Annotated in this window: 20 protein-coding genes; 9 read left to right on the top strand and 11 right to left on the bottom strand. The window is 70.1% G+C overall.

What is annotated here, in order from left to right:
• The first annotated feature begins 115 nt into the window (after positions 1-115).
• The 3 genes from ACWFRJ_RS08210 to ACWFRJ_RS08200 all read left to right on the top strand — a co-directional run bounded on the left by ACWFRJ_RS08210 (position 116) and on the right by ACWFRJ_RS08200 (position 2,755).
• Positions 116-1,552, top strand: a complete 1,437-nt coding sequence (locus ACWFRJ_RS08210) for an amino acid permease (RefSeq protein WP_453525684.1) — start codon at positions 116-118, stop codon at positions 1,550-1,552.
• Between the two features lie 210 nt (positions 1,553-1,762).
• Positions 1,763-2,413, top strand: coding sequence for a superoxide dismutase (locus ACWFRJ_RS08205; protein ID WP_383281529.1), 651 nt, complete (start codon positions 1,763-1,765; stop codon positions 2,411-2,413).
• A 141-nt stretch (positions 2,414-2,554) separates the two neighbouring features.
• Positions 2,555-2,755: a hypothetical protein gene (locus ACWFRJ_RS08200; RefSeq protein WP_453525681.1), complete on the top strand. Its 201-nt coding sequence runs from the start codon at positions 2,555-2,557 to the stop codon at positions 2,753-2,755.
• A 9-nt stretch (positions 2,756-2,764) separates the two neighbouring features.
• Here the strand turns inward: ACWFRJ_RS08200 and ACWFRJ_RS08195 are convergent, their stop codons facing one another.
• A complete protein-coding gene (locus ACWFRJ_RS08195; protein ID WP_453525678.1) occupies positions 2,765-3,412 on the bottom strand; it encodes a mycothiol-dependent nitroreductase Rv2466c family protein in 648 nt (215 codons plus the stop codon).
• 164 nt (positions 3,413-3,576) lie between these two features.
• On the opposite strand from ACWFRJ_RS08195, the gene pepN reads away from it, so the two are divergent.
• Positions 3,577-6,156 carry an aminopeptidase N gene (gene pepN, locus ACWFRJ_RS08190; protein WP_453525675.1) on the top strand — a complete coding sequence of 860 codons (2,580 nt, stop codon included), beginning with the start codon at positions 3,577-3,579 and terminating at the stop codon, positions 6,154-6,156.
• 207 nt (positions 6,157-6,363) lie between these two features.
• Positions 6,364-7,419: a hypothetical protein gene (locus ACWFRJ_RS08185; protein WP_453525673.1), complete on the top strand. Its 1,056-nt coding sequence runs from the start codon at positions 6,364-6,366 to the stop codon at positions 7,417-7,419.
• Positions 7,420-7,570: 151 nt separating this feature from the next.
• Here the strand turns inward: ACWFRJ_RS08185 and ACWFRJ_RS08180 are convergent, their stop codons facing one another.
• From ACWFRJ_RS08180 to ACWFRJ_RS08160, 5 genes are all read right to left on the bottom strand, one after another.
• On the bottom strand, positions 7,571-8,737 hold the full coding sequence (locus ACWFRJ_RS08180; RefSeq protein ID WP_453525670.1) for a serine hydrolase domain-containing protein: 1,167 nt from the start codon (positions 8,735-8,737) through the stop codon (positions 7,571-7,573).
• Positions 8,738-8,828: 91 nt separating this feature from the next.
• Complete coding sequence (locus ACWFRJ_RS08175; RefSeq protein WP_453525667.1) at positions 8,829-10,610, bottom strand: TIGR03767 family metallophosphoesterase; 1,782 nt, start codon at positions 10,608-10,610, stop codon at positions 8,829-8,831.
• A gap of 248 nt (positions 10,611-10,858) precedes the next feature.
• Positions 10,859-11,314 (bottom strand): NUDIX hydrolase, encoded by a 456-nt coding sequence (locus ACWFRJ_RS08170; protein WP_453525664.1) that lies wholly within the window; start codon positions 11,312-11,314, stop codon positions 10,859-10,861.
• A gap of 9 nt (positions 11,315-11,323) precedes the next feature.
• On the bottom strand, positions 11,324-12,220 hold the full coding sequence (locus ACWFRJ_RS08165) for a pyridoxamine 5'-phosphate oxidase family protein (RefSeq protein WP_453525661.1): 897 nt from the start codon (positions 12,218-12,220) through the stop codon (positions 11,324-11,326).
• Between the two features lie 45 nt (positions 12,221-12,265).
• Positions 12,266-12,721 carry a VOC family protein gene (locus tag ACWFRJ_RS08160; RefSeq protein ID WP_453525658.1) on the bottom strand — a complete coding sequence of 152 codons (456 nt, stop codon included), beginning with the start codon at positions 12,719-12,721 and terminating at the stop codon, positions 12,266-12,268.
• Between the two features lie 105 nt (positions 12,722-12,826).
• Here ACWFRJ_RS08160 and ACWFRJ_RS08155 point away from each other — a divergent pair, with 105 nt between their 5' ends.
• Both ACWFRJ_RS08155 and ACWFRJ_RS08150 read left to right on the top strand, forming a co-directional pair.
• Positions 12,827-13,393: a CGNR zinc finger domain-containing protein gene (locus ACWFRJ_RS08155; protein ID WP_453525655.1), complete on the top strand. Its 567-nt coding sequence runs from the start codon at positions 12,827-12,829 to the stop codon at positions 13,391-13,393.
• Between the two features lie 190 nt (positions 13,394-13,583).
• The gene (locus ACWFRJ_RS08150) at positions 13,584-16,877 is read left to right on the top strand and encodes a S8 family serine peptidase (protein WP_453525652.1); all 3,294 of its coding nucleotides are present in this window, start codon (positions 13,584-13,586) and stop codon (positions 16,875-16,877) included.
• 92 nt (positions 16,878-16,969) lie between these two features.
• Here the strand turns inward: ACWFRJ_RS08150 and ACWFRJ_RS08145 are convergent, their stop codons facing one another.
• Positions 16,970-17,749 carry a hypothetical protein gene (locus ACWFRJ_RS08145; RefSeq protein WP_453525649.1) on the bottom strand — a complete coding sequence of 260 codons (780 nt, stop codon included), beginning with the start codon at positions 17,747-17,749 and terminating at the stop codon, positions 16,970-16,972.
• Between the two features lie 2 nt (positions 17,750-17,751).
• A complete protein-coding gene (locus ACWFRJ_RS08140; protein ID WP_453525646.1) occupies positions 17,752-18,297 on the bottom strand; it encodes a sigma-70 family RNA polymerase sigma factor in 546 nt (181 codons plus the stop codon).
• A gap of 206 nt (positions 18,298-18,503) precedes the next feature.
• Here ACWFRJ_RS08140 and ACWFRJ_RS08135 point away from each other — a divergent pair, with 206 nt between their 5' ends.
• Positions 18,504-19,520, top strand: a complete 1,017-nt coding sequence (locus tag ACWFRJ_RS08135; protein ID WP_453525643.1) for an aspartate-semialdehyde dehydrogenase — start codon at positions 18,504-18,506, stop codon at positions 19,518-19,520.
• Positions 19,521-19,538: 18 nt separating this feature from the next.
• Here the strand turns inward: ACWFRJ_RS08135 and ACWFRJ_RS08130 are convergent, their stop codons facing one another.
• Positions 19,539-20,744, bottom strand: a complete 1,206-nt coding sequence (locus ACWFRJ_RS08130) for an MFS transporter (RefSeq protein WP_453525640.1) — start codon at positions 20,742-20,744, stop codon at positions 19,539-19,541.
• Positions 20,745-20,801: 57 nt separating this feature from the next.
• Between ACWFRJ_RS08130 and ACWFRJ_RS08125 the strand changes: the two genes are divergently transcribed.
• A complete protein-coding gene (locus ACWFRJ_RS08125; RefSeq protein WP_453525637.1) occupies positions 20,802-21,716 on the top strand; it encodes a LysR family transcriptional regulator in 915 nt (304 codons plus the stop codon).
• Here ACWFRJ_RS08125 and ACWFRJ_RS08120 read toward each other — a convergent pair.
• Both ACWFRJ_RS08120 and ACWFRJ_RS08115 read right to left on the bottom strand, forming a co-directional pair.
• On the bottom strand, positions 21,713-22,228 hold the full coding sequence (locus tag ACWFRJ_RS08120; protein WP_453525634.1) for a DUF1203 domain-containing protein: 516 nt from the start codon (positions 22,226-22,228) through the stop codon (positions 21,713-21,715). The two genes, ACWFRJ_RS08125 and ACWFRJ_RS08120, sit on opposite strands and share 4 nt — an antisense overlap.
• Before the next feature lie 210 nt (positions 22,229-22,438).
• Positions 22,439-23,686 (bottom strand): flavin-dependent oxidoreductase, encoded by a 1,248-nt coding sequence (locus tag ACWFRJ_RS08115; protein ID WP_453525631.1) that lies wholly within the window; start codon positions 23,684-23,686, stop codon positions 22,439-22,441.
• Positions 23,687-23,795: the final 109 nt, after the last annotated feature.

Below are 23,795 nucleotides of genomic sequence, written 5' to 3'. Positions count from 1 at the left end.
ACAACGTGTGAGCGTCGTGTCCGTATAGCGGTCGGGTGTTCCCTGTCAGCGGCGTAGGACTTCAGACTGTGGGCCGCTCGCTCCCCCCACTTCAGCTACTGAACAGGGCACGCCCATGTCACGGATGTCCGCTCCCCAGGACACCCCCAAGGACGCAGCACACGACCCGGCTCACCACGTCGATTCGCCGCTCGTCCACGGCCTCAAGCAGCGGCATCTGTCCATGATCGCCCTCGGCGGCGTGATCGGCGCCGGACTCTTCGTGGGCTCCGGAGCGGGCATCGCCGCGGCCGGTCCCTCGATCGTCCTCGCCTACGCGATATCCGGCGCGCTCGTCATGCTCGTGATGCGCATGCTCGGCGAGATGTCGGCGGCCAACCCGGCGTCCGGCTCCTTCTCGGTCCACGCCGAGCGGGCGATCGGCCCCTGGGCGGGCTTCACGGCGGGCTGGGGCTTCTGGTTCCTGCTCTGCGTCGCCGTCGGCCTCGAGGGCATCGGCGCCGCGAAGATCATGGTGGGCTGGTTCCCCGACAGCCCCGAGTGGGCCTGGGTCGCCCTCTTCATGCTGGTGTTCTGCGGGGCCAACCTCGCCGCCGTGAAGAACTTCGGCGAGTTCGAGTTCTGGTTCGCCGCGTTGAAGGTCGGCGCGATCGCGCTCTTCCTGGGCATCGGCGTCCTGGCGATCCTCGGCCTGCTGCCCGGCTCGGACGTCTCGGCTCCCGGCACGGACAACCTCACCGGCGCGGGCGGCTTCATGCCGAACGGCACGGACGGCCTGATCATCGGCCTCCTCGCGTCCGTCTTCGCGTACGGCGGTCTGGAAACCGTCACCATCGCGGCCGCGGAGTCCGAGAATCCGGTCAAGAGCATCGCCAAGGCCGTGCGCACGGCGATGTGGCGCATCGCCGTCTTCTACGTCGGCTCGATGCTCGTCGTCGTCACGCTGCTCCCGTGGGACAACGAGGAGGTCGTGGCGAAGGGCCCGTACGTCGCCACGCTCGACCACCTGGGTATCCCCGGCGCCGGTCAGATCATGAACGTCATCGTCCTGATCGCCCTGCTCTCCGCGATGAACGCCAATATCTACGGTGCGTCGCGCATGTCGTACTCCCTGATCGCACGCGGCCAGGGCCCCAAGGCGCTCGGCCGTATCTACAGCGGCGTCCCGCGCCTCGCGGTCCTCGCGTCCTCGGTCTTCGGCTTCGTCTGCGTGCTGCTCAGCTACTGGCGCCCCGACGACGTCTTCCCGTGGCTCCTGAACATGATCGGCGCGATGATCCTGGTCGTCTGGATCTTCATCGCCGCATCCCAGCTGATCCTGCGCCGCAGGACGGAGCGCGAGGAGCCCGAGAAGCTGGTCGTGAAGATGTGGGGCTACCCGGTCCTGACGTGGGTGGCGCTCGTAGCGATGGCGTACATCTTCTACCTGATGACGCAGCAGCCCGACACGCGCAAGCAGTTGCTCGCGACGGGCGTCCTCACCTTGATCCTGGCCGCGATCGGATTCGCGCGGCAGAAGATCGCGGAGCGCGCGGCGGTCGCCGCCGAGTAGCGATGCCTTGTTGCGCGAGAGGGCCCCGAGTCGACGGACTCGGGGCCCTCTCGCGTTGTGTCCGGCATTGCCCGCAACCCCGGTCCTAGGACGAAGGGCTGATCAACTCCGGACCCCTCCTGCTGCTAGCCTGCACTTGCATATAGGTTGCAATAAGCGTTGCACTAAAGAAGAGCAGCACCAGCAGAGCAGCAGTCGGAGGGCTCGGACATGGCCATTTACACGCTTCCAGAACTTCCGTACGACTACGCGGCGCTCGAGCCGGTCATCAACCCCCAGATCGTCGAGCTGCACCACGACAAGCACCACGCTGCGTACGTGAAGGGCGCGAACGACACCCTTGAGCAGTTGGAGGAGGCGCGCGACAAGGAGACCTGGGGCGCGATCAACGGCCTGGAGAAGAACCTGGCCTTCCACCTCTCCGGCCACATCCTGCACAGCATTTACTGGCACAACATGAACAGCCCGAAGGACGGCGGCGGCGGTGAGCCGCTGGCCGCGGACGGTGTCGGTGACCTCGCGGACGCGATCACCGAGTCCTTCGGCTCCTTCGCCAAGTTCAAGGCCCAGCTGACCAAGGCCTCGGCGACCACGCAGGGCTCGGGCTGGGGCGTGCTCGCCTACGAGCCGCTGAGCAACCGCCTCATCGTCGAGCAGGTCTACGACCACCAGGGCAACGTCGGCCAGGGCTCGACGCCGATCCTGGTCTTCGACGCCTGGGAGCACGCCTTCTACCTGCAGTACAAGAACCAGAAGGTCGACTTCATCGAGGCCATGTGGCAGGTCGTCAACTGGCAGGACGTGTCGAAGCGTTACGCGGCCGCCAAGCAGCGCGTGAACAGCCTGCTGCTCAGCCCGTGAGGCGCATCGCCCTCTGAATCGTCCTGCCTCGTGATCGTCTTCTCAACTTTCGCCGGGGCGGGCGGATGGACGAAAGACCCCCGTGAGGACATGACTCACGGGGGTCTTTCGGTAGGTGCGGTTCCGGGCGAATGATGGTTCATGACCTACAGGGAGTGCCCGAACTGCGACACGATGCGGGAATTTCGTTTCCTCACCGGCGAGGAGAAGGACGAAGTCCGCAACCTCACCGAAGAGACCAACGTCGACAACTACATACGCTGCGCCCACAAAGGCTGCGTGCGCTACCAGCGGTCGCGCAACGCCGGCGTCGGCGGGGACCTGCCCGAGAGGTTCCGCTAGCCGACGGCCTCAGTCGAAGATCGGCCCCTGCGTACGCGTCCGCTTGATCTCGTAGAAGCCCGGCGTCGACGCCACGAGCAGCGTGCCGTCCCACAGCTTCGCCGCCGCCTCGCCCTTGGGCGCGGGCGTCACGACGGGGCCGAAGAAGGCGACCTGCTCGCCGTCCGCGCCGGGGACGGCGATGACGGGCGTGCCCACGTCCTGGCCCACCTTGTCGATGCCCTCCTTGTGGGAGGCGCGCAGCTCGGTGTCGTACTCGTCCGAGTCCGCGTAGTCCGCGAGCTCCTCGGGCAGGCCGACGTCCTTGAGCGCGGAGACGACCGCCTCACGGGTCGGGCCCTCGCCGAGGTTGTGGAAACGGGTGCCGAGGGCGGTGTAGAGCTCGCCGATGCGCTCCTCCCCGTGCTTCTGCTGGGCGGCGATGACCACGCGGACGGGGCCCCAGGCCTTCGTCTCCAGCATGTCGCGGTACTCCTCGGGCAGCTCGTCGAGCCGGTCCTCGTTCAGTACGGCGAGGCTCATGACGTGCCAGCGGACCTCGACGTCACGGACCTTCTCCACCTCCAGCATCCAGCGCGAGGTCATCCAGGCCCACGGGCACAGCGGGTCGAACCAGAAGTCCACAGGGGTCTTGCCGGGCTTGCCGTTCTCGGACATGTCTCTCCCTAGGGGAATGCGTGCGCGCTTGGCCAGGGGAACGTCAGTGATCTACCTGGGCATTCCCGGATACCGCGCGCTGGGGGCACATGCGAGGATCGTAGACATTCGTACAGGTCGTGCGATCCACGACTTTCCCTTGCGAGTACAAAGGAGTGCCGCCCGTGCCCGGTGAGAATCTTTCCCGCGACGAGGCCCAGGAGAGGGCCGCGCTGTTGTCCGTCGACGGGTACGAGGTCTTTCTCGACCTGCGCTCCGCGATCGGCGAGAGCGACCAGGAGCCGCGCACGTTCCGCTCCGTCACCAGCATCCGCTTCCGCTCCGCCGAACCCGGCGCCACGAGCTTCGCCGACCTGATCGCCCCGAGCGTCACCGCGGTGTCCCTCAACGGCAAGGACCTGGACCCCTCCGAGGTCTTCGACGGCACCCGGGTCACCCTCGAGGACCTGGCCGCGGAGAACGAACTGGTGGTGGACGCCCAGTGCGCCTACAGCCGCACCGGCGAGGGCATGCACCGCTTCGTCGACCCGGAGGACGGCGAGGTCTATCTCTACACGCAGTACGAGCCCGCGGACTCGCGCCGCGTCTTCGCCAACTTCGAGCAGCCCGACCTGAAGGCGCCTTTCCGCTTCGAGGTGCAGGCTCCCGAGGGGTGGACCGCCTGGTCCAACGGCTCCGGTGAACTGGTCGACGGGGTGTGGAAGTTCGCCGAGACGAAGGCGATCTCGACCTACATCACCGCGGTCGTCGCGGGCCCGTACCACTATGTGACGGACTCCTACAGCCGCACCTTCGACGACGGCACGACGCTGGACATCCCGCTCGGCGCCCTGTGCAGGAAGGGGCTCGCCAAGCACTTCGACGCGGACGACGTCTTCCTGGTCACCAAGCAGGGGCTCGACTTCTTCCACGACAACTTCGACTACCCCTACCCCTTCGGGAAGTACGACCAGGCCTTCGTCCCTGAGTACAACCTGGGCGCGATGGAGAACCCCGGCCTCGTGACCTTCCGCGAGGAGTTCATCTTCCGCGGCAAGGTGACCACGGCGTCGTACGAGCGCCGGGCCAACGTCATCCTGCACGAGATGGCGCACATGTGGTTCGGCGACCTCGTCACCATGCGCTGGTGGGACGACCTGTGGCTCAAGGAGTCCTTCGCCGACTTCATGGGCTCCTTCTCGATGGTCGAGGCGACGCGCTTCACCAACGGCTGGATCACCTTCGCCAACAACCGCAAGGCGTGGGCCTACCGCGCCGACCAGCTGCCCTCCACCCACCCGGTCACGGCCGACATCCGCGACCTGGAGGACGCCAAGCTCAACTTCGACGGGATCACGTACGCCAAGGGCGCGAGCGTCCTGAAGCAGCTCGTCGCCTACGTCGGGCGTGACGCGTTCCTCGAGGGCGCGCGGCGTTACTTCAAGCGGCACGCGTACGGGAACACCCGGCTCGGCGACCTCCTCTCGGTCCTCGAGGAGACCTCCGGGCGCGACATGGCGTCCTGGTCGCAGTCGTGGCTCCAGACGGCGGGCGTCAACTCCCTCACGCCTCAGGTCATCCTGAACGCGGAGGGACGGATCACCGAGCTCTCCGTGGTCCAGGAAGCCGCCGAGTCGCACCCCGAACTGCGTCCGCACCGCGTGGCCGTGGGCCTCTACCGCCGCACGCCCGAGGGCGACCTGGCGCGGTACGCGCGCGCGGAGGTCGACGTCGAAGGCCCCCGTACGACCGTCGACGATCTCGCCGGTGCCGAGGCGCCCGACCTTGTCCTGGTCAACGACGACGACCTGACGTACTGCAAGATCCGCTTCGACGAGAACTCCCTCGACACGCTGCGGCAGCACCTGGGCGACATCACCGACCCGCTCGCCCGCGCCCTGTGCTGGTCGGCGCTGTGGAACCTCACCCGGGACGGGCTCATGCCCGCGCGGGACTTCATCGGGCTCGTGCTGCGGTTCGCGGGGCGCGAGAGCGACATCGGCGTCCTTCAGATGCTGCACACCTGGGCGGACTCGGCCCTCACCTTCTACGCGGCTCCCGAGTGGCGCGAGGAGGGCGGGCGCGCGCTCGCCGAGGGTGCGCTGCGGGAGCTGCGGGTTTCGGAGCCCGGCAGCCAGCACCAGCTGACGTGGGCGAGGTTCTTCGCCGCGGTGGCCTCTTCGGAGGCCGATCTCCAGCTGCTGCGGGGCCTCCTCGAAGGGACGGCGAAGATCGACGGCCTGGACGTCGACCAGGAGCTGCGCTGGTCCTTCCTCGGGACGCTGGCCGCGGCCGGCGTCGCCGACGAGCAGACGCTCGCCGCCGAACTGACCCGGGACGACACGGCTTCGGGCAAGCGGCACCAGGTGCGGCTGCTTGCCGCGCGGCCCTCCGAGGCGGTCAAGGCGCAGGCGTGGGCCTCCGTGGTGGAGTCCGACTCGCTGTCCAACGCGTTGGTGGGGGCGACGATCTCGGGGTTCGCACGGTCGTCGCAGCGTGAGCTGATCGCTCCGTACGCGCCCAAGTACTTCGCCGCCATCGAGCGGGTGTGGGCCGAGCGGTCCATCCAGATCGGAATGGACGTGGTGAAGGGTCTCTTCCCGCACCTCCAGGACGATCAGGGGACGCTGGAGGCGGCGGACGCGTGGCTCGCCTCCCATGAGCCGGCCGCGCCGGCGCTGCGGCGGCTCGTGCTCGAGGCCCGGGACGACCTCGCCCGGTCGCTGCGGGCGCAGGGTTGCGATGCGGCTGCCGCGTCCTCCTAGGCCGGCCCTGGTGGGCGCCTCGTCGAACGCTGCTCGACAGCTTCGGCGTCGCGCCCACCACAGGGAGGGCCACCCCTGGAACGTAACCAACGCAAACGGACCTTTTCGGCAGTCGAACGTCTGCACTTTAGTGCGGAGTTGTCCGGTTATGTCGACGGGCGTGTAACAGCGGTTAGGGGATGGATAAGCAGCGGGAATGGCCCGGTCATGAACCACAACACCCCGCTCTCCCCCCGCCCCCTCCACCACCTCGCCGACGTCCAGCGCCGCGTGATGAGCACCGCCCAGCTCCGCGCCCGCGGCATCACCGCCGCCGGTGTCGCGGCCCACTGCCGCCCGGAAGGGCCCTGGCAGCAGATGCTCCCGGGGGTCTGCCTATTGCACCCGGGGCCGCCGACCAGTGAAGAGCGCCTGCACGGTGCCCTGTTGTTCGCGGGGCGGCCACCGGCCAAGGTGGCGAAGACCGTGCCCGCACAGCCCTGCGCGGGCACCCCGCACGCCCCGTACGCCGACGCCCTGATCACGGGACTCGCGGCGCTCACCCTGCACCGCTTCTCGTCGGCTCCCCCGCTGCTCTCCCTGGACCGCATCGACGTCCTGATCCCCCGCACCCGGCGGCTGCGGTCCACCGGGTTCGTCCGCCTCGTGCGGACCCAGGCGCTGCCGACCGCCGTACAGATCGCCGGAGTTCCGGTGGCACCGGTGCCGCGCGCCCTTGCCGACGCCGTCGCCGGACTCTCCGAGGCGAGCGCGGTGCGCAGGCTGCTCACCGAGGCGGTGCGCGGCGGACACTGCGAACCGGCAGCCATCGTGCGGGAGTTGAACCAGGCGAAGCTGCTCACCCGGCCGCACGTCGTCGACGCGGTGGACTCACTGCTCGCCGAAGGCCGTGCCATCGCCGAGGACCGTCTCTACCAGATGGTCGCCGAGCACGGCCTGCCCGATCCGCTGTGGAACGTCGACCTGCGATTGCCCGGCGGGCCGCACCTCGGGGGCGTCGACGCCTACTGGCCCGATCTGGCCGTCGCGGTGGAGCTGGACACACGGGCCCCCCGCCACGGCCTCCGGCAGGACGACGACGCGCAGTGGTCCGCATACGCCCGCAAGCGCGAGCACCTGGAGCGGCTCGGCATCACGGTCGTCCACCTGACGCCCAAGAAACTGCGCGAGTCCCTCGAACAGCAGGCGACCGTCATGCGGACCGCCCTGATGGCATCGGCCGACCGCGATCCGGCGGCGTATGTGGTGGTACTGCCGCGATAACCCGCGCAAGCGGGGCAGGAGGGGAGCAGGGGGAGCAGGAGGGGAGCGAAGGGGGCGGGACCCGCACGACGGGCCCCGCCCCCTTCTCGTACGCGAGTACGCAACTCCCGCACCTCTTATGCCACTTCGCGCTACGTCACTTCCCGCTACGTCACTTCCCGCAGAACTCCGCGTTCAGGATCGCCTGGCGGTCGCCGTCAGGGCCGTTGAAGTTCGCGGCGATCGCATGGCGGCCGTTCTGAGTCGCAAGGGCCATCGACGACGAGCCGTGGATGTCGCCGCCGTGCCCCCAGATCACCTTGCCGCAGGAGGTCTTGAGGCTCTCCAGGCCGAGCCCGTACCGCTCGCCGGGGTTGTCCTCGCCCTTGGCGACGGTTGTCCTCATCTCGGCGAGCTGCTTCTTCGGCAGGAGCTTGCCGCGCAGCAGGGCCGTGTAGAAGCGGTTCAGGTCAGCCGAGTCGGAGATCATCCCGCCCGCCGAGCCCGCCACCGACGGGTTGAGCTCCGTGACGTCGTGGTTCTTGGCGTCCGGGGCGTCGGACAGTTTCGTGTACGCCCGTGAACTCGGCTTCGGCATCGAGGAGTCCGTCAACGGCACGCTGGTGGCGCCCAGACCGAGCGGCTTGATGATGCGCCGATCGATCTCGTGCGCGTACGACTTCCCCGTCACCTTCTTGATGATCATGCCCGCGAGGAGGTAATTGGTGTTGGAGTAGTTCCAGTCCGTGCCCGGCGCGAAGTCCGGCTTGTGGCGCATGGCGATCGCGACCTGCTGCTGGGCGGTCCAGGTGTCGTAGCGGTGCGCGAGGAACTTCTCGCTGAACACCTTGTCCTGGAAGCCCTTGTCGGCCGTCACGTCGAAGATGCCACTCGTGTGGTTGAGGAGCTGGCGGACCGTGATGCGGTCGCCGTCGTGGCCGTGGCCCTCGACCACGCCCGGCAGCCACCGCCCCACCTTGTCGTCGAGGCTCAGCTCCCCCTCGGCCACCAGCTGGAGCACCACCGTCGAGACGAAGGTCTTGGTGATGCTGCCGACGCGGTATCGGTCATGGGCGCCGCGCGGGCTCTGCCGTTCGAGGTCGCCGATGCCCGCGGCCGAGTTCCAGGCCCCGCGCTTGTCCCTGGCCTGGACGGTCACGCCGGGGGCGTCCTCGTTGACGGCGGCCTCCATGGCCTTCTGCGTCGCCCGATGCCGATCCCCGTGGCCGCCCCCTCCGCCGGACGTCCCGGCCAGTGCCGGGGCCGCGAACGCTCCCGCCGTCACCGTCATGGCCACTGCCGCGGCCACACCCATCAGGCCTCTCTTGCGCCCTGACATGTCTCTCCCCCTTGTTCACTGCTTACGGACGTCCGGGGGGACTCGCGGGTCCGATGGGGAGGTTGACCGCCTCGCGCGGGTTGAGCGGTTTTCAGCCCTTCTTGAGGATCAGTTCCGTGTTCCGGTCGCCCGGCTCGCCGCCCAGCGTGGGCTTGGCACCAGGGGCGTTGAAGGAGAGTTCGCGGTAGAGCCCGGCGAGGCCGGTCTGCGAGAGATCGGCGTAATCCGTGCGGTGCGGAGCCGACGACTCGATGAGGGTGGTGAAGAGGGAGAGCGTGCCGTCGTGGTTGTCGCTCAGTTCCACCACGCGGGCCAGCTGCGGGAAGTCGATGTGCGAGGCCGTGGAGACCTCCCAGAAGGAGCCCTGCGGGGTCTGGTGCGCGGTGATGTCGTTCTTGTGGCTGTGGCCGTTGACCCAGGCGAGCACGGAACGGTGGCGGGCGAGGAGGGCGACGACCTCGTCGCCTCCGTGCCTGGCCTCGCGCGGGCGCTGCGGGTCCTGGCGCAGATTGCGCATGGTCTTGCTGGTGTGGTGGCTGAAGACGATGACGTACGAACCGCCGCCGTCCTTCTCCTCGTTCGCCTTCAGCTCCCGCTCAAGCCAGTCCATCTGGGCCTTGCCCAGCGAGCCTTCGTAGTGGCCGCCGGGGTCCGTCGAGTCCAGGCTGATGCCGAGTACGTCCTCGCTGATGCGGAAGGAGTAGTACTGGGTGCCCGCGTCGAGGTTCTCCTGCGTGTAGCCGTGGCCCGCGGGACCGTGGCCCTTGTACGCCGGGTCGAGGTGCGCCTTGACGTACTCGGCGGGGGTGAAGGGCGCGCGGCTCTCGTCCGGGGTGACCGAGCGCATCCGCCGCGCCTCGCTCTTCAGGAGCTCCTTGAACTGCGCGCCCTTGGGGTCGCGGCCCTTCTTGACGGCCTTCCACAGGGCGGCGCCGCGCGACTCGTCGAGGGACATCAGCTTCTTCCCGCCGACGGCGAATTCGGTGAAGTACGGGTCCCCCGGCCCCCAGCAGCCGCCGGGCAGTGCGTCGTGGTTGCCGACGGTGGAGTACCAGGGGAGCCCGAGGCCGGGGCTGTTGACCTCGCGGAGCGCCGCGTCCAGGAAGCCGTCGATCTCCGGGAAGCCGAGGGCCTTGTCGGAGTCGCGGAGGTCGTCGTCCGGGTGCCAGTAAAGCTTCAGGCCGCTGTCCTGGACGCCTTCGTAGCGGCGCGGATCACCGGTGTTGGGGTTGATGCGCCCGCCGCTCATGGCCTTGAGGAACCAGTCGAGCTCGGAGCGGGAGTTGTTGTCGGTGTTGTCGCCCGTCGTCACCACGCAGTGCAGCGGCGATCCGGTGGCGGGCGCGCCGCGCAGCGCGTTGACCCGCTCGACGAGCGCGACGGCGCCGGCCACCGAGAGGGCCTCCTGCGGGCGCCAGGCACTCGCGGTCTGGGCGCGCAGGTACTCGTACCGCAGCGGGTGCTGCACGTCGACCAGGTGCAGGTCGGTGAACTGGACGAACGCGGCGAGCGAGGTACGCCGTCCCTCGCGGCCGCTCCTGGCGGCGGCGAGGTCACCGCGGACCACCCGGTCCCAGGCGGGCCCGTCGCCGAGGCGCCGGTAGCCGGAGGTGCCGCGCGGGGCGGCGACGGTGCGCAGGGTGGTGCCGTCACGGTAGGGCGTCAGGGGCGCGGCGGGCGCCTGCCGGGAGAGCGCGACGGGGGCGGGCCCGGCGGTGGCGGCGTGGCTGCTCGCGGGCCGCATCGCGTATCCGATACCGGCGGAGAGGGAGACGGCCGCTGTGGTCGCGAGGAAGGCCCGGCGGTCCACGGCACGGACGGCGGAGTGGGTGGCGGTCTGGGCGGCGGTGGCGACGTTGCGTATGCGCGACATGGCGCGGTCTCCCCGGTTGCGAACGCGTCGGCAGTGGTCGCGGGGAGCTCCGCAGTAGGCGAGTTTCCCGCTCGTACTGGATCGTTGACATCCGGGATGACCTGCGCGTTAACGAGAAAGCAACGGGCAACGCCGATCACCGTACGTGGATCATCAGGCACCCTGCGCGGTCACACACCCCTCTCCGGGCGGAGAGGAAGCGGTCACTCCACGTTCACCTTTCGGGGAAGGCGAGGCGCCGCGGAGCCTCAGGAGGGCACCGCCAGGTGTCCGTCGTCGGGCCGGGTGCGCCACAGGTCGAGCCCGATGTCGACGAGCCCGACCCGGTCGAGTCCGGGGACGGCGTCAAGGGCGTGCCAGGCGGCGAGATCGGTGGAACCGTCCCGCTCGTGCCGCAGCTCGCCGCCGGTGATCCGCGCCTCGTAGACGATCCGCAGGCCGTGGAAGTCGGCGACGGCGCCGAGCTTGCGCGGGTAGCGCCGACGCAGCGAGTCGACGCCGAGCAGCGCCACGGGCTCGACGGCGTACCCCGTCTCCTCGTCGGCCTCGCGGATCACCGTGTCGTACGGATCCTCACCGTGGTCCATCCCGCCGCCGGGCAGCGTCCAGCGCTTGCTGCCGTCGCCCGCCACCCACCGGGCGAGCAGCAGCTGCCCGTCCTGCACGCATACGGCGTAGGCCGCCACCCGGAGTTCTTTATGCACAGAGTGACGCTAGTCCTCCTGGCGGGGATTGGCAGGGGAGTACTCCGGAGAGGTCCAGCTCCAGGGGCTCGCGCCGAGGGTCTGGACCACCTCGGTGAGGGTGAAGCGGACGGTGCGTGCCCCGTCGTCGCCGTACTCGGTGCGGGCCGTGCCGGTGAGCTGGAGGCTGATGCCGGTCACCCAGTCGAGGAAGAGGAGCCCGGCGCGGGGGTCGGTGGCGAGGTTGCCGAGGGACAGGAACATGGAGTTGCCCGGGAAGTCGTCCCACTCCAGCGTGTACGGCGAGGTGACACGGACGAAGCCGGGGTTGCCGCCCCGGTGGCTGGCGTCGGCGCCTTCCGCGTGGACGGTGGCGAGGAAGAAGGTGTCCGCATCGGCCAGGAACGCGCGCTGGTCGCCGGTGAGCTTCACTCCGTGGCGGGGCGCTGACGGGCGGCCGGGCATGGCACCGGGCGGAAGCTGCCGCTTCTGGATGTACTTCGGGCAGTTCGAGAAGACCTGATCGGCCTCGATCGCAAGACCCCGGGGCGTGGGCCTCGACCGGCCGTTCAGGCGCATGCGGCGCCGGGTGCGGGGATCCAGGGCGATGGTGCCCACGGGGGTGCCCTCCTTGGCGAGGGCCCGCGCGAGGGGGTCGGCACGGCGAACGCCGCCCGCGATCGATATCTGGTTCGGCCCTGTGGCCCGCACGAACCCGGGTTCGCCGGTGAGCAGCGAGGCCCACACGGCGCCCGCCCCGTCCGCGCCGCCGATCACCAGCATGGGCTGGATCTCCAGGAAGGCGGCGGCGACGGGACGGATGCCCTGGCCTATGGAGCGGCCCACGTGGTCGGCGAGGTCTCTCACGCCTACCTTGTCCTGCACGGTGCGGGAGCCGTGGTGGTACGGGGCGTGCGGGGTGGTCATGCCTCTCCTAAGTGCCGGGGGACATTTCTCGGAACCAGTCGGAAACTAGAAGAAGCCGCACGTCGGCGCCGACGCCATCGGCGCTTCAGACTCCCCGGCGCCGGACGGACTGTAGATCTCCAGGCGCGTGCCGTCAGGGTCGTGGAAGAAGATCCCGCCGGACGCCGCGCCCTCGCCGTGCGGGACGACCCCTTCGTACGCGAACTCCACCCCGTACGCCCGCAGAGCACTCTCGTACTCCCTGACCCGCTCGATCGTGTCGACCTCGATCGCGAGGTGGTGCAGGCCCGCGTTCCGCGCGGAGTACGCGGAGTCGGCCTGCTGCCAGAGCGTCAGCATGGGGCTGCCCCCCTCCCCCAGGAAGGCGTAGCGGCGCCCCTCCTCCTTGCCCTCGGCGAGCAGGCCGTAGCCGAGCACGTCCCGGTAGAAGGCGAGCGAGCGCTCCAGGTCGGTGACGTTCAAGCCGATGTGGCCGGTGCGCGGAGCGGTGGACGTCGTCATGGCTCTCCCTTTGGTCGCTAACCGTTGAAAATGAGATTAAGGGTTAGACCCAAACTCGTCAACCGGTCACGTACTCTTGACCGGTTAGCGCTGAAGGGAACGCCCATGCCCGTCGCCAGAACCCCGCACGACCCCCGCCCGCTCATCGGCGAGCCGCTCTCCCTCGACCTGCTCAACACCGTCTGGATGTACGACGGCGTACGGCAGGACCTGCTCACGGACACCGGAGGGCTCGCGCTCTGGCTCGCGGCGAACGGCCTCGACACGCGCTTCGCCGCCGACGGGCCGACCCTGGCGAACGTGCTGCGCGCCCGCGACGCGCTCGCCTCCGTCGTGGAATCGCCCGGCGACCCGGCGGGCGTCGCGCGCGTCGACGAGGTCCTCGGACGCGGCCGCATCCGCGCGACCCTCACCCCGGAAGGCCCCGGCGAGGAGCCCGAGTTCGAGGACCCCGCGTGGGGCGCGGCCTGGCTCGCGGCGCGCGACTACCTGAACCTCCTCGCCACCGCGCCCGACCGGATCCGCGGCTGCGCCCACGACGCCTGCGTCCTGCACTTCTTCGACACCTCGCGCAACGGCACGCGCCGCTGGTGCTCCATGGCGGCCTGCGGCAACCGCGCGAAGGCGTCGCGGCACTACGCGCGCTCGCGCGGGAACGACAGCGAGAGCTGACCTCGCCGGAAAGTTCCCGGAGCAAGTCCCCCTATCCACTGCCTTGTCCGTCATGGCGGGTGGCGGAATTGCGTCATGCCCTGATCACAGCTCGGACAACTCTCCCCAAACAGCAGTCACTTACGTAAGGCTGAGCGGTCATCCGGTTCCGGATTCCGGACCTTTTCGACCTTTACGTACAGGGACGCTGATGCACAGATCCAGTGCTAGACGCACGACCCGTCTCGCGATAGCCGTCGGCCTGACCGCCGCGCTCTCCGCCGCCGGGCCCATACCCATGGCCCTCGCGGCCGACGGCGACCCCGGGGGCCAGCAGGCCACACCCAAGTCCGCCGAGGAGAAGCTCGGTTCGGCCGACGCCGAGCTGCTCGCCGCCGCGAAGGCGGACGGCGAGAAGACCGTCACGATGATGGTCGCCACCGCACCCGGCGCCACCGAGCAGGTCACCGACCAGCTCGACGCCGTCAAGGGCGGCTCGGTCGGCCGGACGTACGACAAGCTCGGCTACGTACGCGCCACCGTGCCCACCGCGAAGGCCGAAGCGGCCATCAAGGCGGCCGGGAAGCTGTCGTCCGTGCGCGGCATCGATCTGCGGCACGAGATCGAGCTCGACGACCCGACGCCCGCCGCCGACCGGGCCAAGGGCGCGAAGCCCGCCGCCAAGGGGACGTACGCCGGACCCGGCAAGAACACCCCGGCGAAGAACCCGTACAACCCGTCCTTCGAGACGGGCGCCGTCGACTTCGTGAAGAAGAACCCGAAGGCGGACGGCCGCGGCACCACCATCGGCATCCTGGACTCCGGCGTCGACCTCGGTCACCCCGCGCTCCAGAAGACCACCACGGGCGAGCGGAAGATCACCGACTGGGTGACCGCGACCGACCCGATCGTGGACGCGGACGGCACCTGGCGCCGGATGACCAACCCCGTCACAGGCCCCGTCTTCACCTGGGACAGCGAGACGTGGAAGGCCCCCGCGGGCTCCTACCAGGTCAACCGCTTCCGCGAGTCGGCCACCATCGGCGGTGACGCCAACGGCGACATCAACCGCGACGGCGACACCACCGACAGCTGGGGCGTGCTCTACGACCCGGCGGCCGGGACAGTCCGCGTCGACCTGAACGACAACAACGACTTCACCGACGACGAGGTGCTCAAGCCGTACAAGGAAGACCACCAGGTCGCCTACTTCGGCAAGGACGACCCGGCGACCGACGTCGTCGAGCGCGTCCCCTTCGTCGTCGAGATCCGCAAGGACGTGCCGACCGACCCGTACGGCGGTGACTGGGTCGGCAAGAAGGCCGACTTCGTCAACATCGGCGTCATCGAGTCCGAGCACGGCACGCACGTCGCGGGCATCACCGCGGCCAACGGCCTGTTCGGCGGCAAGAAGATGAACGGCGCTGCGCCCGGCGCCAAGCTGGTCTCGTCGCGCGCCTGCACCTGGTCCGGCGGCTGCACGAACATCGCGCTCACCGAGGGCATGATCGACCTCGTCACGAAGCGCGGCGTCGACATCGTGAACATGTCGATCGGCGGCCTCCCTGCGCTGAACGACGGCAACAACGCGCGCGCCCTGCTCTACAAGCGCCTCATCGACGAGTACGGCGTGCAGCTGGTGATCTCCGCGGGCAACAGCGGCCCCGGCGCGAACACCATCGGTGACCCCGGCCTCGCCGACAAGGTCATCTCCGTCGGCGCCTCCATCTCCAAGGAGACCTGGGCCGCCAACTACGGCTCCGCGGTGAAGAAGTCGTACGCGATGATGCCGTTCTCCTCGCGCGGTCCGCGCGAGGACGGCGGCTTCGCGCCGATCATCTCGGCGCCGGGCTCGGCCATCAACACCACGCAGACCTGGCTGCCGGGCGCCCCGGTCGCCGAGGCCGGCTACAAGCTCCCGGCCGGGTACTCGATGCTTCAGGGCACATCGATGGCGTCCCCGCAGGCGGCAGGCGCATCGGCGCTCCTGCTCTCCGCCGCCAAGCGCGAGCACATCGCCCTGCCCCCGGCGAAGCTGCGCACGGCGCTCACCTCGACGGCGAGCCACATCCGCGGTGAGCAGGCGTACGCCCAGGGCACGGGCCTGATCGACATCGTCGACGCCTGGAAGGCCATCAAGGACGACGCGAAGGCGTACTCGTACACGGTGAAGGCCCCGGTCGACACCGCGCTCGACCAGGAGCTGAAGAATCCCGGCACCGGCATCTACGACCGCGAGGGCGGCCTGAAGACCGGCGAGAAGCGGACGTACGACGTCACGATCACCCGCACCTCGGGCCCGGACCGCTCCGTCCGTCACGAGCTCGACCTGGTCAACAACCACGAGGGCACCTTCCGCCTGCTCGGCGACGACGAGGTGAAGCTACCGCTGAACAAGCCGGTCACCGTGAAGGTGCAGGCGAAGGCCGGGTCGGCCGGGCTGCACAGCGCGATCCTGACCGTCGACGACGAGCGCACCGAGGGCGTCGACCAGCAGATCATGTCGACGGTCGTCATCTCCTCGCCGCTCGCGAAGCCCGCGTTCACGTTCTCGAAGTCCGGTTCGGTGCAGCGCAACAGCACCCAGTCGTACTTCGTGACGGTCCCCAAGGGCGCCAAGTCCCTGGAGGTCGCGCTCGGCGGCCTGAAGGGCAAGAGCCAGACGCGGTTCATCGCGGTGCACCCGTACGGCGTTCCGATCGACTCGACGTCGTCGCTCGTCTGCTACGCGAACTACGACAACCCGGCCAACACCTGCCGCCCCGACCTGCGTTCGTACCCCGAGCCGCAGGCGGGCGTGTGGGAGATCGAGGTCGAGTCGCGCAGGACGTCCCCGCTCCTGGACAACCCCTACAAGCTGGACGTCTCCGCTCTGGGTGTCGCCTTCGACCCGGCCGTGCAGACGGTTCCGGAGGCGAAGGTCGGTACGCCGACGCCCGTCTCCTGGAAGGTGACGAACAACTTCGCCGCGGTGGAAGGCAAGTTGAAGGGCGGTTCGCTCGGCTCGGCGAAGGCGGCGCGGCCGTCGATCAAGCAGGGTGAGACGCAGACGACGACCGTGGTCGTGCCCGAGGGCGCGGAGCGGCTCGACGTCGCCATCGGGTCGACGGCGGACGTCGCGGCCGACCTCGACCTGTCGGTCCTGAAGGACGGCAAGGTCGTGGGCTCGTCGGCGGAGGGCGACTCCGAGGAGTCGGTCAGCCTCACGAAGCCCGCGGCGGGGACGTACGAGATCGAGGTGGCGGGCTACTCGGTACCGTCCGGCACCACCGCGTACGACTATCGCGACGTCTTCTTCTCGGGCGCGCTCGGCTCCGTCAAGGTCGACGGGTCGGCGCCGGTGAAGCTGGCGAACGGGGCTTCCGCCCAGGTCACCGCCGAGGTCGCGGCGGACGCACCCGCGGCCGAGGGGCGTCAGCTGTTCGGTGAGGTGGCTCTCCTGAACGGGCGGGGCACGGTTGCCGGTACCGGCAGTGTCCTGATCGAGAAGGTGACGGCTCCGTAGCAGCCGATCACACGTAGCCGATCGCACGCACCGGCCGGGCTGGATGATTCCAGCCCGGCCGGTGTTCTACGCCCGGCGTGTGTCCGCGCCGCTCAGCACTTCATCCCCTTCTCGTTCCCCGTCCCCTTCCCCTTCCGCAGGTCCCGCTCGATCCACGCCCGGTTCTCGGCGAGGTCCTTCTCGCCCTTGGACCAGATGTCCGGCGAGGCCTCCCCCTTCGGGATGCCGATCAGGGTGCGGTCGCCCGGCCGCAGGCGCGGGTCCACGTTCACGTCCATCACGAACGTGACCTGCTTCGCCCCCTTGGTCGGCTTGTAGTAGCGGGTCACGTCCAGGACGATCCGGTCCTGGACGCCGCCGGAGACCGGCTCCACCCGTTTCACCGTGCCTTCCACGACGAGCCGGGCGCAGGCCACGTACACCCCGGATTTCTGGTCCGAGGCGCCGCCGTCCTCCCTGTGGTCCCCCGCATCCGGCGCCGCTCCCTTGGCCGTGTCGGAGTCGCCGCTCTTGTTCATCCCGCCCCCGCCGTCCAGAGCGAGCCAGGCGAGCCCGCCCACCAGCGAGGCGGCCGCCGAGACCGCGGCCACGCCGAGCGAGATCGCCAGGCGCCGCCGCCGCCGGACACCGGCAGGGCGTACGGCGACCACCCGCTCGAACGCCGGTACCGGCTCCGGCTCCGGAGCCGCAAGCGCCCGGCCCGCCGCCCCGATGTGCTCCCGGAGCAGTGCGACGTCCGCCACAGCCGCGGCATGCTCCGCGGCGAGCTCCGGGTCACGGCCGAAGGCCGCGGGCGCGGGCTCGTCCGTGAGGGCGAGCATCAGCGGGTCGTGCGCGTCGTACTCGTCCTTGGCCAGCTTGTCCTTCGCCACCGTCACACCACCTCGCCCTCGTGCAGCCGCGTCCGCAGCACCCGTACCGCCGTATGCAGCCTGCTCTTGACCGTGCCCTCCGGGATGCCGAGCTCGTCGGCTATCGCCCGCACCGGCAGATCGGCGTAGAAACGCAGGACGACGACCTGCCGCTGGGTGTCGGGCAGCGCGTCGAGACCCTGGGTCACCGCCATGGACAGCGCCCTCGACTCCGCCCCGTCCTCGTCCGTGGCCTCCCGCCACAGCACGGCGAGCCGCTCCCCGAGCCGCTCCTGCCTGCGGCGCGCCCGGTGCCAGTCCATGGCGAGGTTGGAGGCGACGACCGCCGCCCAGGCGGACACGTCACGTGGCGCGTCGTGCCCGTCCGCCGCCCGCTCCAGGAGTTTGAGCCTGACCTGCTGGACGCCGTCGGGCAGATCGGCGTACGGCACTCCGCCGAGCGCGAGCACCGCCCGCACCCGGTCCTCCTGGGCCGCGTCGAGCGGATCCGGCCGTTCTATGTGGTCCCGATGGTCCTGCCTGTCCCGTCGCGTTCTTCCGCGCAGCAAGACACCCCTCCCGTCCCCGCGTTTCTTCTACGACGCAGGGGGCGCCCGGAACGTTCGATCCAGGTCCGATCCGGGTTCGATCAAGGTGCGCGGAAATGTGACATCCCGAACTCCGGACAATGGATTGGACAAGGTGACCGTGGACAGACGCATGATGGAACGCACAGGCCAACGCCTATGCCCATGCACATACGGAGGACATCCCTGTGAAGGTCGGAATCGTCGGAGCCACCGGTCAGGTCGGCACGGTCATGCGCAAGATCCTCGTCGAGCGGGACTTCCCGATCGACGAGCTGCGCCTGTTCGCATCGGCCCGCTCGGCCGGCTCGACCCTCGACGGTGTGACGGTCGAGGACGCCTCCACGGCCGACTACAGCGGCCTTGACATCGTCCTGTTCTCGGCGGGTGGCGCCACATCGAAGGCGCTCGCCGAGAAGGTCGCGTCGCAGGGTCCCGTCGTGATCGACAACTCGTCGGCCTGGCGGATGGACCCCCAGGTCCCGCTGGTCGTCTCCGAGGTCAACCCGCACGCGATCGCGGACCGCCCCAAGGGCATCATCGCCAACCCGAACTGCACGACGATGGCTGCCATGCCGGTCCTGAAGCCGCTGCACGCTGAGGCCGGTCTCACCGCGCTCGTCGTGGCGACGTACCAGGCCGTGTCCGGCTCGGGCCTCGCCGGTGTCGACGAGCTCTTCGAGCAGGTCAAGAAGGTCGGCGACGACGCGCCCAAGCTCACGCACGACGGCTCGGCCACCGAGTTCCCCGCGTCGAACAAGTACGTCGCGCCGATCGCGTACAACGTCCTTCCGATGGCGGGCTCCATCGTCGACGACGGTCTGAACGAGACCGACGAGGAGCAGAAGCTCCGCAACGAATCCCGCAAGATCCTCGAGGTCCCGGACCTCAAGGTCTCCGGCACCTGCGTCCGCGTGCCGGTCTTCACCGGTCACTCCCTCCAGGTCAACGCCCGTTTCGAGCGTCCGCTGAGCGCCGAGCGCGCCACCGAGATCCTCGCGTCGGCCGAGGGCGTCGTCCTCACGGACGTCCCGACCCCGCTGGTCGCAGCGGGCAAGGACGACGCCTTCGTGGGCCGTATCCGCAACGACGAGACCGCGGAGAACGCCCTGGCCTTCTTCATCTCCGACGACAACCTCCGCAAGGGCGCCGCCCTGAACGCGGTGCAGATCGCGGAGCTGGTGGCGGCCGAGCTCAAGGGCTGAAGTTCATGAGCTGAGGTCTTACGCGGATGGGGGCGGGCACCGTTGTTCGGTGCCCGCCCCCTTCGCATACCCCACGACGAGCAGGGCAAGGGCGGCGAGACCGCCCCCGAGCCACAGGACCTCCGTCGTCCCGAAGCCGTCCGCCACCAGGCCGCCGGTCAGCGCGCCCAGGGCGATCGCCGCGTTGAACGCCCCGGCGAAGAGCGCCGACGCCGCCTCACGGGCGTGGGGCGCGGCGGCGAGTATCAAGGCCTGTGCCGAGACGGAGACCCCGCCGTAAGCCAGGCCCCACGCGACGAGCAGCGCCACCGACGCGAGGAGCGAGCCGCCCGCGGGGCCGAGCAGCAGGACCACGGCGGCAAGCGTGGCGGAGATGGCGAGCAGCGCACGGCGCGGATCGCGGGCCGCGAACGCGCCGCCCGCGAAGTTGCCGACGATGCCCGCGATCCCGTACACGAGGAGCAGGCCGCTGATCAGCCCGGCGCCCAGGTCGGGAACGCGCTCCAGGACGGGGCGGACGTAGGTGTACGCGGCGAAGTGCCCGGTCACCAGGAGCAGCACCACAACGAGGCCCGCCCGCAGCCGGACGTTCCGCAGCAGCTCGGGGAACGCGGTGAGCCGTACGGCCGCCGAAGCGGGCAGCGCGGGAAGCGCCGCCGCGAGCAGCCCGGTGACCGCGAGCGCGAACGCGCCCATCACCGCGAACGCCCAGCGCCAGCCCGCGAGTTCGCCGAGGAACGTACCGGCGGGGACGCCGAGCACGGACGCCACCGCGATCCCGCTGAAGATCACCGTGGTGGCCCGCCCCGCCGACTCCTCACGCACGAGCCGTACGCCGAGCCCGGCCGCGATCGCCCACACGCCCCCGATGCAGACCCCCACAAGGACCCGCGCGGCGAGCAGCACGCCGAAGGCGGGCGCGAGCGCGGAGAGGAGGTTGGCGGCGGCGAGCAGGACCATCAGGACGCACAGCACCGTCCGCCGGTCGGCGCGCCGCACGGCGACCGGAAGCAGCAGCGCTGCGAGTGCCGCGACCACTCCGGGAAGCGTGACGGTCAGGCCCGCGGTGCCGTCGGACACTCCGAGCCCGGAGGAGAGCGAGGTGAGGAGGCCGACCGGCAGCATTTCCGTGGTGACGACGGAGAAGGTGGTGGCGGCGACGGTGAGGACGGACAGGGGTAGGGGCAGGGAGCGCTGGGGGAGGTCTTTCACGAGGTCTTTCATGAGGTCAAGCCTTCGCCGGGCGCCCCTGGGGAACAACGGCGAAGATCTCATCCTTGAATGAGCGAGGCTCATGGATGGCTCATGGATGAGGGGGCGCAGGTGCTGGAGATTCGGGAGCTGGAATGCTTCATCGCGCTCGCCGACGAACTGCACTTCGGCCGTGCGGGCGAGCGGCTCTACGTCTCGCAGAGCCGCGTAAGCCAGTTGCTGCGGGATCTGGAGCGGCGGATCGGCACGAGGCTCGTGGAGCGGTCGAGCCGGCGGGTGCGGCTGACTCCGGCGGGGATGCGATTTCTGGCCGAACTGCGCCCGGCGTACGAGACGTTGAGCGCCACGGTGGACGCGGCGCGGGAGTCGGCGCGGGGAGTCACGGGGCGGCTGCGGATCGGCTTCCAGGGGACGGTGGACGCACGGTTGATGGGGGCGATCACCGATTTCCAGGAGCGGCATCCGGGCTGTGTGACGGAGATCGTGGAGGTGCCGTTCGCGGATCCCTTCGGGGCGGTACGGCACGGGGACGTGGACGCGGCGATCGTGCTGCTGCCCGTCGAGGAACCGGATCTGGTGCTCGGCCCGCTCTTCTCCCGCCAGCAGCAGACGGTCGCGGTCTCGGTACGTCATCCCTTCGCGGGCCGTGCGGCGCTGCACGCGGACGAGCTGGCCGGGACCCCGCTGATCTCCGCGACGGCTCCCGCGCCCGCGTACTGGCGCGCGGCGCAGGCTCCGTCGACGTCGGCCGCGCCCACGACCGCGCCGCGAGTGCGCACCCTCCAGGAGGGGCTGACGCTGGTCGCCGCCGAGCGCGGGGCGATGCTGCTGTGCCGCCCCACGGCGGAGTACCACGGGCGGCGTGACGTCACGTTCGTGCCGGTGGAGGGGCTGCCGGATTCGGTGCTCGGGATGGTGTGGCGCGGGGACGCGGAGACGGAGCGGGTGCGGGCGTTCGCGCGGGCGGTGGGGGCGGTTGCCTAAGGGCGGCGGACCTCGAAGAGGAAGCAGCCGTACTCGACTGCTCTGACGTGCACGAGGGCGACCTCCGGGTCGGCGAAGGCCTCCGCGAAGGCGGCGTCGAAGCCTTCCGTCGCCGGGTCCGGGATCTCCAGCAGGCGGCCGCCGGTGATGTGGCCTTGGGCGTTGTAGCGGCGGAGGGTGCGCAGGGCGCCGGGGCGCGCGAAGGGGTACTCCTCGCTGCTCTGCGCCGGGCCCTCGCACTCCTCGGCGTGGATGAAGACGGGCCCCTGCTCGTCGTAGGCGCCGGGGGTGGCGCCGGTCTCCTCGGCCCAGCGGCGCAGGGGGGCGTACGAGACGAGGGCGACGTGGTCGCCGGGGGCGATGGGGCGCAGGCAGCAGCGGAGGGGGTCGCCTCCTTCGCTGTCGACGTAGGGGGCGCAGGGGCGGCCTGCGTCGTCTGTGTCGCGGAGTTGCTTGAGGGTGGTGGGGGTGATGGGGCGGGGGGTGTAAGCCAGGTTCGTGGTCGTGTTCATGTGCCGAGCTTCGCGCGTGCGGGTGGGTGGGGGCTGGCGGAATTCAGACGTTGCTTTCCCCAACCCCGCCCCTTCCCGAAAACCGTGCCTGCGCCCCGGGCCTACCTGGGGCTCCGCCCCAGACCCCGCTCCTCAAACGCCGGAGGGGCTGGGTTTTGGCCCCCGCGCCGAGCGGGTTCGCGGGAAGGGGCGGGGTTGGGGAAAGAACCGCTACCAATACCCCCGCATCCGCCGATACCCCTCCCCCAACCCCGCCAACTCCTCCCTCGTCAAAACGTCCTCCACCCGAGCGAACCCCTCAGGGGCCCGCTCGGCCACCACCCGCAACACCTCGTCCACCGGCATCGCCCGATTGGCGAGGGCAACCGCATTGGCCGGCCCCCACCGCTGCGCCTCATAGGCCCGCAGCCCAGCCACCCGGTCCACCCCGGCAAGGGCCAAGCAGCGCGCGAGCACCCGCGCGTCGAGCACCGCCTCCGAGCCGCCGCTCGACCCCACGGGGTACATCGGATGGGCCGCGTCGCCGAGCAGGGTCACGGGGCCGCGGCCCCACCAGGGCAGTGGGTCCCGGTCCACCATCGGGTACTCCAGGATCCGCCCCGTCGATCCGGTCGCCGCGAGCAGCGCGGGCACGTCCAGGTCCCCGATCCGCCATCCGGAGAAGTGCGGAAGCACGTCGGACAGGCGTCCCGAACGGTTCCAGTCCGCTGGGCCCTGCGCCCCGTGGTGGTGCACCGGATACCGCACCTCGGCCACCCAGTTGAGCAGCGCCCGCCCCCGTACCTCCGCCTCCCGCGAGATCGGGTAGACGACGAGCTTCGTGGCCGCGTTGCTGCCCGCGATCGCCATCGTCCTGCCGCCGAGCACCGGCTCCCACTCGGTGACGCCCCGCCACATGCGGACGCCGTTCCACAGCGGCGGCCCCTCCCCGGGATGCAGGCAGGACCGCACCGCCGAGTACAGGCCGTCGGCCCCGACCAGGGCCCGCACCGGCACGACGAACTCCCGCCCTCGCCACACGTCCCGCAGGGTCACCCGCACCACCCCGGCCCCCTCCCCGTCGGAGTGCCGTACGTACGCCGTACCGGTCTGGACAGCGTTGTCGCCGAGGCGTTCGCGCACCGCTTCGAGGAGGATCAGCTGGAGCGCGCCCCGGTGCAAGGAGTACTGCGGCCAGTGGTGGCCGCGGGCGAGCCCGAACGGCTCGCCCCAGATGTGGTTGCCGTGCCGGTCGAAGTGGAGCACCCCGGCGGTCGGTATGCCCGTGGCGGCCAGTTCGGCGCCCAGGCCGAGTTCCGTCAGCTCGCCCACCGCGTGCGGGAGAAGGTTGATGCCGACCCCGACGGGCCGCAGCGAGTCGACCGCGTCCACGACCCGCACCCCGATCCCCGCCGCGTGCAGACTGAGCGCGGTGGTGAGCCCGCCGATCCCGGCTCCCACGATGAGCACGTCGATCACGGGGCACACCCCGCGCCGGGTAATCGTCGCAATCCTGGTAATCGCGGCAATGGTCTGGGTCTCATGAACGCTCCCCCCGGGGCGTGAGCCGACGCGCGGATGTTAGCGG

This window comes from Streptomyces sp. NPDC055239, from assembly GCF_053606205.1.
This window is presented reverse-complemented; position numbering and strand designations above follow the sequence as displayed.